This window comes from Streptomyces sp. NPDC020917 (genome assembly GCF_044333795.1).
Taxonomy (GTDB): Bacteria; Actinomycetota; Actinomycetes; order Streptomycetales; family Streptomycetaceae; genus Actinacidiphila.
Map to the genome: position 1 here is coordinate 42,582 of NZ_JBIRRR010000014.1, position 12,004 is coordinate 54,585.

The 12,004-nt window shown below is 74.9% G+C and carries 11 protein-coding genes; 7 read left to right on the forward strand and 4 right to left on the reverse strand.

Annotated features, from left to right (window positions below; translation table 11 throughout):
- Positions 1–28: 28 nt before the first annotated feature.
- Positions 29–211, reverse strand: a complete 183-nt coding sequence (locus ACH4TG_RS26490) for a hypothetical protein (RefSeq protein WP_398245016.1) — start codon at positions 209–211, stop codon at positions 29–31.
- A 272-nt stretch (positions 212–483) separates the two neighbouring features.
- Here ACH4TG_RS26490 and ACH4TG_RS26495 point away from each other — a divergent pair, with 272 nt between their 5' ends.
- Complete coding sequence (locus tag ACH4TG_RS26495) at positions 484–1,491, forward strand: Rieske 2Fe-2S domain-containing protein (protein ID WP_398245017.1); 1,008 nt, start codon at positions 484–486, stop codon at positions 1,489–1,491.
- A gap of 77 nt (positions 1,492–1,568) precedes the next feature.
- On the opposite strand, the gene ACH4TG_RS26500 is transcribed toward ACH4TG_RS26495, so the two are convergent.
- Positions 1,569–2,144 (reverse strand): hemerythrin domain-containing protein, encoded by a 576-nt coding sequence (locus ACH4TG_RS26500; protein WP_398245018.1) that lies wholly within the window; start codon positions 2,142–2,144, stop codon positions 1,569–1,571.
- A gap of 223 nt (positions 2,145–2,367) precedes the next feature.
- Here ACH4TG_RS26500 and ACH4TG_RS26505 point away from each other — a divergent pair, with 223 nt between their 5' ends.
- The 5 genes from ACH4TG_RS26505 to ACH4TG_RS26525 all read left to right on the forward strand — a co-directional run bounded on the left by ACH4TG_RS26505 (position 2,368) and on the right by ACH4TG_RS26525 (position 8,454).
- A complete protein-coding gene (locus ACH4TG_RS26505) occupies positions 2,368–2,886 on the forward strand; it encodes a 2Fe-2S iron-sulfur cluster-binding protein (RefSeq protein ID WP_398245019.1) in 519 nt (172 codons plus the stop codon).
- Complete coding sequence (locus tag ACH4TG_RS26510; protein WP_398245020.1) at positions 2,883–3,875, forward strand: FAD binding domain-containing protein; 993 nt, start codon at positions 2,883–2,885, stop codon at positions 3,873–3,875. The genes ACH4TG_RS26505 and ACH4TG_RS26510 overlap by 4 nt, the downstream gene beginning before the upstream one ends.
- Positions 3,872–5,965, forward strand: a complete 2,094-nt coding sequence (locus ACH4TG_RS26515) for a xanthine dehydrogenase family protein molybdopterin-binding subunit (protein WP_398245021.1) — start codon at positions 3,872–3,874, stop codon at positions 5,963–5,965. Before ACH4TG_RS26510 ends, ACH4TG_RS26515 begins: the two co-directional genes overlap by 4 nt.
- A 158-nt stretch (positions 5,966–6,123) precedes the next feature.
- Positions 6,124–6,510 carry a substrate-binding domain-containing protein gene (locus ACH4TG_RS26520; RefSeq protein ID WP_398245198.1) on the forward strand — a complete coding sequence of 129 codons (387 nt, stop codon included), beginning with the start codon at positions 6,124–6,126 and terminating at the stop codon, positions 6,508–6,510.
- Between the two features lie 168 nt (positions 6,511–6,678).
- The gene (locus ACH4TG_RS26525; protein ID WP_398245022.1) at positions 6,679–8,454 is read left to right on the forward strand and encodes an LCP family protein; all 1,776 of its coding nucleotides are present in this window, start codon (positions 6,679–6,681) and stop codon (positions 8,452–8,454) included.
- A gap of 8 nt (positions 8,455–8,462) precedes the next feature.
- Here the strand turns inward: ACH4TG_RS26525 and ACH4TG_RS26530 are convergent, their stop codons facing one another.
- Together ACH4TG_RS26530 and ACH4TG_RS26535 are read right to left on the reverse strand one after the other, a co-directional pair.
- Positions 8,463–9,035, reverse strand: a complete 573-nt coding sequence (locus ACH4TG_RS26530; RefSeq protein ID WP_398245023.1) for a TIGR00730 family Rossman fold protein — start codon at positions 9,033–9,035, stop codon at positions 8,463–8,465.
- A 799-nt stretch (positions 9,036–9,834) separates the two neighbouring features.
- Positions 9,835–10,944 (reverse strand): ABC transporter substrate-binding protein, encoded by a 1,110-nt coding sequence (locus ACH4TG_RS26535; RefSeq protein WP_398245024.1) that lies wholly within the window; start codon positions 10,942–10,944, stop codon positions 9,835–9,837.
- Between the two features lie 181 nt (positions 10,945–11,125).
- Between ACH4TG_RS26535 and ACH4TG_RS26540 the strand changes: the two genes are divergently transcribed.
- Complete coding sequence (locus ACH4TG_RS26540) at positions 11,126–11,866, forward strand: DUF4097 family beta strand repeat-containing protein (RefSeq protein ID WP_398245025.1); 741 nt, start codon at positions 11,126–11,128, stop codon at positions 11,864–11,866.
- Positions 11,867–12,004: the final 138 nt, after the last annotated feature.

A 12,004-nucleotide genomic window follows, 5' to 3' on the forward strand; every position in this document is an offset into this window, starting at 1 on the left:
GGCGCCGTTCGGGCGCCTCCCGCGGCGTTCAGTCCTCGCTGCGGACGATCGACGCCTCGTCGCTCTCGGGATAACGCCACACTTCGGGGCCGGTGCGCGGGGGACGGGCGGGGAGACAGGTGCGCGGGCGACCTGTCACCGGCTGGGCGTTGGTGATACGGCTGGGACTGCGGTGACCGGCCGGCTGGCCGGCGATCTTCTTGCGGTGCACGATGCCTCTTCCGTTGCTGCGGAGCCTCCGGGGAACGCGCGCACGGACAACCGCCCGGGCGCTCCCCGTCTCCGTGGTCCCGGTGGACCGTCTCTTTGCGCCTCACCGATTCGGGCACACCGAAACACATCGGACACCCTGGCCGGGATCGCGCGCCCCGGGCCGACCCGTGTACCCGCCATCGACCCCGCGCCGACGGGACGGCCGACGACAGGCGGGGGTGGCGGGGCTGTGCCATGGTCGGTCCGGAAAGGGGTGAGCGCCCGGTGCACATGCCATCGACGACCGCGTCCTCCGGGACCGGGGAATCCACCACCACGTCGTCCGGGACCTCGGCGTCCGCCGTGGCGTCCGCGGTCGCCTCCACGGCCGGCACCGTGCTGCGCCGCGCCCTGCCGGACCCTGACGGGCCCGGCACGGTCCTCACCCTGTTGGGCCGGGTCGAGCAGGCCAGGCAGCTGGACGGCCTGGCGGCGGCGCTGCGCCGGGCGGTCCGCGCCCTCCCGCTGGGCAGGAGCAGGGACATCCTGCACGGCCGCTGGCTCGGTCACCCCGTCCACCCCCTGATGGTCCAGCTGCCGATCGGCGCCTGGACGTCCTCGGCGGTCCTGGACTGGACACCCGGCGGCCGCCGGCCCGCCACCTTCCTCCTCGCCGTCGGCCTGGCCGGAGCCGGCCCCGCCGTGCTGGCCGGGCTCGTCGACTGGGCCGAACTGGAGAAGGAGCAGGCGCGCGTCGGGCTGGTGCACGCGGCGCTGAACTCCGCGGGCGTCGCCGCCTACGCCGCGTCGCTCTACGCGCGGCTCACCGGGCACCGGATGCGCGGGCGGTCGTTCGCCCTGGCCGGCATGTGCGCGGTGGGGGCGGCCGGCGCGATCGGCGGCCATCTGGCCTACCGGCAGGCGGCCGGCGCCAACCACGCCGAGGCCGTACCGCATCTGGTGCCGCCCGGCTGGCAGCCGATCGGCCGGGTCGAGGAGTTCGCCGAGGGCGCCGTCGACCGCCGCAGGGTCGGGGACGTGGCCGTCGCCGTGGTCCGCGGAGCCGACGGCTCCTTCCAGGTCCTGGCCGACCGCTGCAGCCACGAGGGCGGCCCGCTCTCGCAGGGCACGGTCGAGGACGGCTGCCTGGTCTGCCCCTGGCACGGCAGCGCCTTCCGCCTCGACACCGGATGGAACCGCACGGGTCCGGCCACCGCCCCCCAGCCGGTCTTCGACACCCGGGTGGACGACGGCAGGCTGCACGTACGGCTGCGCATGCCCCCGCCCGCACCCCACTGAGCCCGGCGGCCCCACGTCCTCGGGCCCCGATCGGCTCGGCGCTGCCGTCCCACCGCCCCCGGGGCGGCCCGGGATCGTCAACGGCCGATCGCGTCGCGGGCCTTGTCCACCATCGCGGCGAACGGCCCGGTGAGGGCGACCGCCGCGGGCGACCCCGCGACCGAGGGGTGCGGATGCGGCGGGGCCAGGTGCTCCGCCCGGCGCAGCCGCGCCCCCATCGCCTGCCGCCGGTCCGGCATGAGATGCGTGACGATCGCGGGGAACTCCTCGCGCTCCTCGTGCTCGGCGTGCTCGCCCACCGCACGCTCGAACTCGGCCAGCACCTCCTCGAAGTCCGGGCCGCGGACGTCCATGCCCTCCAGCTTCCTCAGGACCTCGCTCGCCTCCCTCTCCTCGGCGTTGCGCGCGTCGGCCTCCTCCGGCCCCGCGGTCCGCTTCGCGACCGGCCGCACGATCAGCTCCTCCGCGGCCTCGTGCACCGCCAGCAGCGCCCGCAACTCGTCGAAGGCGCGCTGCCTGCTCGCGCCGCGGGCCCGCCGGGTGATCGCGAACAGCTCCCGGATCCGGGCGTGCTGATCCAGCAGCAGCGCCACGACGTCGTCGTCCGGCAGCCGTGCCGCGGCCGTTCGCTCGTCCTGGAACGGGTTCGTCATCAACAGCTCCTTTCGTCCCCTTCGCGCGTGCCCGCTGCGTCCGGATCGACACACCGCGCCCGGCGCGCCGCTGTTCCGCGACCGATGGACGCTGCGGACCCTGCGGCCCCGGTGGACCCCGCCGCCGTGTACGCCATGAAGGCCCTCCGCGGTCCCGCGCGGTACGGCGCCAGGCCCGGCGGGTACGGAGACTGCCTCCCCGGCGACGAAGGAGCTGCCTGCTGTGGAAGCCGACATCACCCTGCGGGTCAACCGCGAGACGCGGCAGCTGACCGTGGACACCAGGACCACCCTGCTGGACGCGCTGCGCGACCGGCTCGGCGTGACCGGCCCGAAGAAGGGCTGCGACCACGGGCAGTGCGGGGCGTGCACGATCCTGCTCGGCGGCCGGCGGGTGAACAGCTGCCTGGCCCTCGCCGTCCAACACGACGGCAGCGAGATCACCACAGTCGAGGGGCTGGCCGACGGGGAGGACCTGCACCCGCTGCAGCGGTCGTTCGTCCGCCACGATGGCTTCCAGTGCGGCTACTGCACGCCCGGCCAGCTCTGCTCGGCCGTCGGGATGCTCGCCGAGGCGGAGGCCGGCTGGCCCAGCGCGGTGACCACCGAACCGGCAGGGCCCGTCGGCCCGGGGCCGGTCGAGCTGTCGGACGCGGAGATCAAGGAGCGGATGAGCGGGAACCTGTGCCGCTGCGGTGCCTACGCCGCGATCGTCCCGGCCATCGCCGAGGTCGCCCGGTGAAGCCCTTCGACTACCGGCGCGCCCAGGACGTCCCCGGCGCCGTCGCCCTGCTGTCCGCGGACCCGCAGGCGGCGTTCCTCGGCGGCGGCACCAACCTGGTCGACCACCTGCGGCTGGGGGTCGCGGCACCCGGCCTGCTGGTGGACGTCACCCGGCTCCCGCTCGACGCGATCGAGCCCCTGCCGGACGGCGGCGTGCGCGTCGGCGCCACCGTCCGCAACAGCGACCTGGCCGCCGACCCGGTGATCCGCGCGAGGTATCCGGTGCTCTCCCAGGCCCTGCTGGCCGGGGCGTCCGGCCAGCTGCGCAACCTCGCCACCACCGGCGGCAACCTCCTGCAGCGCACCCGCTGCGTATACTTCCAGGACGTCAGCACGCCGTGCAACAAGCGCGCCCCCGGCTCCGGTTGCGCCGCGCTGCGCGGCTACCAGCGCTACCACGCGATCCTCGGCGGCTCGCCCGCGTGCGTCGCCACCCATCCCTCGGACATGGCGGTCGCGATGGCCGCGCTCGACGCCCGCGTCCTGGTCCAGGGGCCCGGCGGCGAACGCGGCCTCCCGCTCACCGACCTGCACCGGCTGCCCGGCGACGAGCCCCAGCGCGACACGGAGCTCGCCCACGCCGAGCTGATCACCGCGGTGGACCTGCCGCCGCTGCCGGCCGGCGCGCGCACGCGCTACCGCAAGGTGCGCGACCGGGCCTCCTACGCCTTCGCCCTGGTCTCCGTCGCCGCGGTGCTCGTCGTGCGCGACGGCCGGGTGGACGACGTGCGCATCGCGCTCGGCGGAGTGGCGCCCAAGCCCTGGCGGGCGGCCGTCGCGGAGCGGGAACTGCGCGGCGCGCCGGCCACCGAGGCGCACTTCCGGCGGGCCGCCGAAGCCGAACTCGCCGCCGCGCGGCCGCTCGACGGCAACGCGTTCAAGGTGCCGCTGGCCCGCAACACCCTGGTGGCGACCCTGCGCGAGCTGGCCGGGGGCACACCGCGATGACCCAGACCCGAGCGCGCCTCGCAGCCCGGGCCATGGGCGCGCCCCTCGACCGGCTCGACGGGCCCGCCAAGGTCACCGGGACCGCCCGCTACGCCTACGAGCAGCCGCTCGCCGAGCCCGCCCACCTCCACCCGGTCCAGGCCACCGTGGCCGCCGGCCGGGTCACCGGCATCGACACCGCCGCGGCCGAGGCCGTGCCCGGCGTCCTGGCCGTCCTCACCCACCGCAACGCCCCCCGGCTGGCCGGCACCGGCGACGCGGAGCTGGCGATCCTGCAGGACGACCGCGTCGCCTTCCGCGGGCAGCTGGTCGGCGGCGTGGTCGCCACGACCACGGAGACCGCCCGGTACGCGGCCGGCCTGGTGCGCCTGACCTACGACGAGCAGCCGCACGACGTCGAGCTGCGGGCCGACCGCGACGACCTGTACGCCCCCGAGAGCGTCAACGGCGGGTACCCGACCGACACCGCGCAGGGCGACGTCGAAGCGGCCCTGGCCGCGGCGCCCGTGACGGTGGACCGGACCTACACGACCGCCATGTGCCACAACAACCCGATGGAGCCGCACACCACCGTCGCGCTCTGGGCCGACGGCGCCCTCACCCTGTACGACTCGACGCAGGGCGTGTACGCGGTCCGCGCCGCGGTGGCGCCGCTGTTCGGGCTGGACCCGGAGCGGGTGCACGTGGTCTCGCCGCACGTCGGAGGGGGCTTCGGGTCGAAGGGCACCGCGCACGCGCACGTCGTGCTCGCCTCGATGGCCGCCCTTGCGCTGCCCGGCCGGGCGGTCAAACTCGCCCTGACCCGGCAGCAGTTGTTCTTCCTCGCCGGCTACCGCACGCCCACCGTCCAGCGCATCAGGCTCGGTGCCGACCAGGACGGGCGGCTCGGCGCGATCAGCGTGGACGCGGTCTCCCAGACCTCGCGGATCAAGGAGTTCGCCGAGCAGACCGCCGTCGCCGCCCGCATGATGTACGCCGCCCCGAACCGCCGCACCACCCACCGCCTGGCGCGGCTCGACGTCCCGGTCCCGTCCTGGATGCGGGCGCCGGGGGAGTGCCCGGGCATGTTCGCCGCCGAGGTCGCGATGGACGAACTGGCCGACGCCTGCGGGCTCGACCCCGTCGAGCTGCGCATCCGCAACGAACCGGCGGCCGACCCCGAGACCGGCCGCCCCTTCTCCAGCCGCAACCTCGTGGCATGCCTGCGCGAGGGAGCACGTCGCATCGGCTGGGAGCGGCGCCACCCCGCGCCCAGGTCGCGGCGCGAGGACGGCGCCCTGGTCGGGCTGGGCGTGGCCGCGTCGGTCTACCCGGTCTTCTGGATGCCCGGGTCGAGCGCCCGGATCCGGGCCGGCGCCGGCGGCCGCTACACGGTGTCGATCGGCGCCGCCGACCTGGGCACCGGCACATGGACGGCGCTCACCCAGATCGCCGCCGACGCGCTGGACGTACCGGTCGAGCGGGTGGACCTGCGGATCGGCGACACCGCGTTCCCGCGCGCCACCGTCGCCGGCGGCTCGTCGGGCATGACCTGCTGGGGCTCGGCCGTGGTGCACGCCGCGGAGGAACTGCGCGACCGGTACGGGCACGAGCCGCCGGAGGGCGCCGAGGCCACCGGCGAGACGGGCGAGAACCCGGACACCGAGCGGTACGCCATGTACGCCTTCGGCGCCCAGTTCGCGGAGGTCCGGGTGGACGCGGACACCGGAGAGGTCCGGGTGCCCCGGCTCGCCGGCGTGTTCGCTGCCGGCCGCATCATCAACCCCAAGACGGCCCGCTCGCAGCTGCGCGGCGGCATGACGATGGGCCTGTCCATGGCGCTGCACGAACACAGCTACATGGACCCGCAGTTGGGCCAGGTGGCCAACCACGACCTCGCCGAGTACCACATCGCGGCGCACGCCGACATCGGCCACCTCGACGTCTCCTGGATCGACGAGGACGACCCCCACGTCAACCCCATGGGATCCAAGGGCATCGGGGAGATCGGCATCGTCGGCACCGCGGCCGCGATCGCCAACGCCGCCCACAACGCCACCGGGGTCCGCGTCCGCGACCTGCCGATCACCCTCGACGCCTTCCTGGCCTGACCGGCGGGTCCCGCCGTAGCGTCGGCGGACCGGGCCGGATCGGGGGCCGGCCGGATCACCGGGCCGCGGCGGGGAGCGGGGCGGCCGGGCGGCCGGGGCGCGGGGCGGGTGCCCGCCCGACCTCCGGACGGTCCGCGGGGTCATGACCCAGGTACGGGATCGGGGGAGTCCAACTCGGCCACCGGCGCTTCGGGTTCGTCTCCGGCTCCATCGGCGGCGTCAACGGCTCGGAGCGGTACCGCGGACTACTGCGGTCGCTGGAGAGCGCGGAACTGCCGCCGGAGGCGGTCATCGTGTGCTCCGGCGCGTCGACGGACAACGTCGACGACCTCGACGCCGCCGAGCCGGGGCGCGCCGCGGCGCGCGAACTGCCGGAGGGCCCGGAACCGCCCACCGCCACCATGGCGATCAACGACGGGTGCGCCCTGGGCGTCTGCGCCGGGGTACGGGACGCCGGCCAGGAGGTCGGGTGGGACGTCTCCGTGGTCGTCCGCGGCTCCACCGGCCCGGCCCCCGCCCGGCGCGAGGTGCGACGCGTCAAATAACAGGTGCGGGCGCCACACGTCGCAAGCCGCCCCCGAGCGGCCGTCGCAGGCGCCGCGCCGGGCGGATCGTCAGCGGAATGCAACCTTACGGAGGTTTGAACGGTCGTAGGGGGCGGTCGAGTTGGCCGCCCCGTCTGCCGGGGCCGACGGTTCAGGAGAACATCGACGATGAGCGAGCCCACCCGCAGGCACCGGGGCCGGACCACCGGGCGGCGGCGCGCCGGCGCACACAGCACGCGTGCCGACGCGACCTCCGCCGCCGCGGACACGGCCGGCCCGGCGGGCGGTGCGCCCGGGAGCGCGGCGGGCGGCCCGTCCGGCGGGCGGGCCGCCGCGCGCAGGGCGGCCCGCGGCGGCGGGAAGCGGCGCGGCCGGCGGGCGCTGAAGATCGTGGGCCTGGCCATGGGCTTCGTGCTGCTGGCGACGGGCGGCGCGGCCGCCTACGCGTACTGGAAGCTCAACAGCAACATCCAGTCCGACGACCTGTCCGCGAACGGCAAGGACGGCGCCGGCCACGAGAAGCCCGACGCCTTCGGGCGCACGCCCATCAACATCCTGGTCATCGGGTCCGACGGCCGTACCAGTGCCGCGGACTGCAAACTGGGCGGCGCCTGCAAGGAGGCGGGCGGGGAGCGCGCGGACGTGGAGATGGTGGTGCACATATCCGCCGACCGCTCCAACGCGACGGTGATGAGCGTGCCGCGCGACCTGCGCGCGGATTGGAGCGGCTGCCACGACGACGGCCATCCGAGCATGGGGCCGCAGCACAACACGATGATCAACGCGGCGCTCGCCGGCGGCCCGGGGTGCAGCGTCGTCGCCGTCCACGAGCTGACCGGTATACCGATCGACCACTTCATGATGGTGTACTTCTCCGGCGTGGTGGACATGTCCAACGCGGTGGGCGGCGTCAAGGTGTGCGTCGACGCCGATGTGTACGACCCGTACAGCCATCTGAAGCTCAAAAAGGGCTCGCACGTCCTGAAGGGGACCGCGGCGCTGCAGTTCCTGCGCACCCGGCACGGCTTCGGCGACTCCAGTGACAGCCGCGGGCGCACCGAGGGCCAGCACGTGTTCCTCACCGAGCTGCTGAACAAGCTCAAGGACGACGGGACGCTCAGCAGTCCTACCAAGCTGTGGAAGGTCGCCAACGCGGCGACCAAGGCGCTGACCGTGGACAAGTCGCTGGGTTCGATCAACAAGCTGATCGGCCTGGGCACCGACCTGAACAAGGTCCCCACCAGCCGGGTCACTTTCGCCACGCTGCAGACCGCGGACACGAAGGTGAACGGCGTCTACGAGACGCACCTGGTGCAGCCGGCGGCGTCGCAACTGTTCCGGACCATCGCCGCGGACCAGTCGCTGACAACGGCGAGCGGCGGGAAGGCCGGCGCGTCCCCTTCAGCCCCCGCCGTGCCGCTCTCCTCGATCGCCGTCCAGGTGCGCAACGGCGCCGCGGTCGACGGCCGGCTGGTGGAGAAGCGGGCGACGGTGGTGGCGGGTGAACTGGTCGACCGGGGCTTCGGCAAGGGGACGACGGCGGTCACGGGCACGCCGGTGGCCGCGACGTCCGTGACGTATCCCGCGGGGCAGTCGGCGCAGGCGCAGGCCGTCGCGAAGGCGCTGGGGATACCCGCCAAGGACGTCCGGCAGAGCGCGTCGGCGACCGGCATCGTGCTGGTCGTCGGCTCCGACTGGACGACGGGTACGACGTTCCCCGGCGGGAGGACCGACGCGTCCGACGCCCAGCGGAAGTCCGCCCTGGACGGCGCGAACTCGCAACTGGGCAGCGACAAGGGCACGTGCGCGAAGGTCAGCAGGTTCGACGACGTGATAGGCGTTGACGCGTCCGGCCACGTCACCACGGCCGCGAACCCGCCGCACTCCACGTCACCGACCCGTGCCTACGCGATCTCCCCGAAGGTGAAGGACTCCGCGCCGTAGGTCCGGCGTCAGCCTCCGTGGGCAGGCTGCGGGGAGCTTTGCAGCCGGGTCTCCAACGCGTCGAGCAGGCCGGCCAGTTCGGGGGAGACGGCGAGGTCGTCGAGGGTGGACGGGGGGAGGAAGCCGGAGCGGGCGATGCCGTGCAGGGCGTCGAGCAGCGGCGTCCAGAAGCCGCCGGTGTCGAGAAGGCCGACGGGCTTGGCGTGGAAGCCGAGTTGGCGCCAGGACCACACCTCGAAGAGCTCCTCCAGGGTGCCGAGGCCGCCGGGCAGGGCGACGAACGCGTCGGCGTGTTCGGCCATCAGCGCTTTGCGCTCGTGCATCGAGTCGCATATGAGGAGTTCCGTCACCTGCTCGTGGGCCCACTCGCGTGCGACCATGCTGCGCGGCATGACGCCGATGACCTCGCCGCCGGCGTCGAGCGCGCTGTCCGCCAGGGCGCCCATCAGCCCTCGGCGGCCGCCGCCGTAGACGAGGCCGATGCCGCGCCGGGCCAGTTCCGCGCCCACGGCGGCGGCCAGTTCGGTGTGCGCCGGGTCGTGCCCGTCGGACGAGGCTAGGAAGACGGCGAGGCGGCGCATGGAGGACCTCCGGGTGAGCCGTGGTGGGGTGTCCGGTGTACCACAGGCTCGCTTGCGGGCCCTCTGCGTGGGGCGGGCTCGTGGGGTCGCGCCCGCGCGCCGGCGGTGGCGATGCGGGCCGTCCGCCGGGGTGCGGGGGACTCGCGTCGTGACCGACGTCCGACGAGGTCTCACCTGGTGAGAAGCCAGGACCCGGGCGGGGCAACGGGGTTGACAGCCCGCGTCCGCCGACGACGAGGGATACGCCGGGCCGCACCTGTGGACCGGCAACGGCCGGGCCCGCTCCGGCGCCGCCCTCGTCGGCGACCCCGACCAGGTGCCGGCCAAGCTCCGTGCCTGCGCGGACCTCGGCATGGACGCGTTCACCCTCTCCGGCTACCCGCATGCCGCCGAGGGTGACCTGTCCGCCCGGCACGTCGTGCCGCAGCTGCCCCACGGCCGTCTGCTTCCTCGCACCCCGCCCGGGCATGAAATCCCGCGTGGAGCGGGGGAATTGCGCACGCGGTCTGGGGCGGAGCGCGGGCGGCAGCGGTGCGGGGCGCACGCCGTGCGGCCGGGAGACCGGCCAAGCCAGCGCCCCGTCCCGGCGGTTCAGCCCGCGCGGTGCGGCCCCGGCGATGGCCGTGCCCGAACGCCGCGGTTCAGCCCGCGCGGTGCGGCCCCGGCGATGGCCGTGCCCGAACGCCGCTGGTACTGCTGCCACTTCGTGCGCTCGCGCAGCGCGCCCACCCCGCCCTTGGCGGGAAGTGCCGGCGGTGACCGGCCGGGCGCAGTCGCGCCTCCTCGGCGTCGTCCCGGCTCAGCCGCGGTGGCGGACCCGGAAGCGGGCGGGATCGGCGGGGTCGCGGTCGGCGACCTGCACGGGCGGCCAGGCCCACTGCCACACGCCGATGCCGGGCGTGCGGCGGAACCGGATCGGCCCCCGGGTGCCCTCGACGGCCACGCGCGGCCAGGAATCGGCGATGCGCCCCCGGTCCGCGCCCTGCGAGCGCAGCAGTTCGGCGAGGACGGCCACGGTGTCGTAGCCCTCGAAGGCGACGAAGGACGGCTCCCCGGCCAACTGCTCGCGGAGCGCCGCGTCGACCCGGGCGCCGAGCGGGCCGAAGCGCTCGGGCAGGTAGCGCAGGAACGGGACGGCGGCGCCGTCCTCGCCCAGCAGCTGCGCCCACCCGGCGAGCTCCGGCTGCCCGGCCGGAGCCCCGATCATGACCCCGGCCAGGCGCGCGTCGCGGCGGACGGCCGTCACGATCGGCACCGCCGGCTCCGGGTGGCCGACCAGCAGCAGGAGGGCTGTCGCGCCGCTGCCGGCGAGCGCGTCGCACAGCGCGGCGGGTGTGAGCGCGCGCGTGTCGAGTTCGACGACGGTGCCGCCGTGCGGAGCGAGGTGATCCCGCAGGATGCCGGTCCCGGACGTCCAGTAGACGCTGGGCTGGGTCGCCACCGCGATGCGGCGGTGGCCCTCGCCGAGGAGGAAGTCCGCGTAGACGCGCCAGCCGTGGGACTGCGCGGGGGCGAGCCGCGCCACCCATCCGGTCGGCTGCTCGGTGAGCGCGTCGAGTACCGCGGACGAGCAGAGGAACGGCAGGCCGAGCGCGTCGGCCCTGGCGGCGGCGGCGCGGGCGACGACGCTGTGGTATTCGCCGGCCAGCGCGGCCACGCCCAGGCGCGCCAGTTCGTCGACGGCCTCCGCGGCCCGCCGCGGATCGGCCGCGGTGTCCCTGACCACCAGCGCGAGCGGCCTCCCGACGATCCCGCCCGCGTCGTTCACGTCGCGGACCGCCAGTTCCAGCCCGGCGAGCAGGTGCCGGCCCGCCTCGACCCAGCCGGGCGGGGTCAGCGGAGCGAGCGCGCCGATCAGGACGGGCGATGCACCGGCCCGCTCGGCTCCCGGCGGTGGTGGCACGTTCATGCGGTGGCGTCTCCCCAGTGGCGATCCTGTCGCGGCGTGCCCGCATTCTCGCCCAGAGCAGGGGAACGGGAGGACAGCGCCCCTGCCGTTGGGGGGTTTACCCCATCGTGGGGTGGTACCGCTCGTGCGTACCGTCGCAGGTGTCCGATCGATCCGACTCGCTCCACAACGGGGGAACGTCATGCGACGCCTGCACGCCCGCGTCCTTGCCGCAGCAGCTCTGGCCGCACTCACCGCCGGCGGGCTCTCCGCCTGCTCGCCCTTCGGCCGACAGAAGACCTTCCAGGACGACGCCACGGTGTCCCAGAAGATCACCTCGATCCGGCTCGACAGCGGCAACGGCGGGCTGACGGTGGACGCCTCGGCGAAGACCTCCGCGGTCTCGGTGCACCGCAAGGTGAACTACCGCGGCAGCAAGCCGGGCGGCACGTCGTTCAGCGTCTCCGGCGGCGTGCTGACCCTGTCGGGCTGCGGACACCACTGCGGCGTCGACTACGTCGTCAAGGTGCCCGCGGGCCTGCCGGTCTCGGGAAGCACGTCCAACGGCGGCGTCACCCTCAACGACGTCGGTGCGGTCGACGTGCACACCAGCAACGGCGGGATCCGGGTGAACGGCGCGACGGGGCCGGTGAAGCTGCGCACGTCCAACGGCAGCGTCACCGTCAAGGACGCCCGGGGTGGCGGCATCGACACGAAGACGTCCAACGGCGGGGTGACGATCCAGGCCTCCGCCCCGCAGGACATCACCGCCCACACCTCCAGCGGCAGCCTCAAGGTCACCGCCCCGGCCGCCGGCTACCGGGTGTCGGCGACGACCACCAACGGATCCAGGAACGTGGCGTTCACCGACGACCCGTCGGGCAGGTACCGCCTGGACCTGTCGACGTCGAACGGTGATCTGACGGTGGCGTCGGCGGGCTGACGGCCCGTCCCGGCAGGGGTGTCGGTTGCGGCCGGAGACGGCCGCCGGGACGCGCGTACGCTGACGGGAGGGCAGGTCACCTACCATGGTTCCCGACTTGCGCAATGACTTGAGCGTCCCGGCAGGGGCCGCCGTGTG

What these genes read in the sequence shown, in the direction of transcription:
- ACH4TG_RS26495 (WP_398245017.1), top strand. Translation starts at nt 484, where the DNA reads ATGCCATCGACGACCGCGTCCTCCGGGACCGGGGAATCCACCACCACG.
- ACH4TG_RS26500 (WP_398245018.1), bottom strand. Translation starts at nt 2,144, where the DNA reads ATGACGAACCCGTTCCAGGACGAGCGAACGGCCGCGGCACGGCTGCCG.
- ACH4TG_RS26515 (WP_398245021.1), top strand. Translation starts at nt 3,872, where the DNA reads ATGACCCAGACCCGAGCGCGCCTCGCAGCCCGGGCCATGGGCGCGCCC.
- ACH4TG_RS26525 (WP_398245022.1), top strand. Translation starts at nt 6,679, where the DNA reads ATGAGCGAGCCCACCCGCAGGCACCGGGGCCGGACCACCGGGCGGCGG.
- ACH4TG_RS26530 (WP_398245023.1), bottom strand. Translation starts at nt 9,035, where the DNA reads ATGCGCCGCCTCGCCGTCTTCCTAGCCTCGTCCGACGGGCACGACCCG.
- ACH4TG_RS26535 (WP_398245024.1), bottom strand. Translation starts at nt 10,944, where the DNA reads ATGAACGTGCCACCACCGCCGGGAGCCGAGCGGGCCGGTGCATCGCCC.
- ACH4TG_RS26540 (WP_398245025.1), top strand. Translation starts at nt 11,126, where the DNA reads ATGCGACGCCTGCACGCCCGCGTCCTTGCCGCAGCAGCTCTGGCCGCA.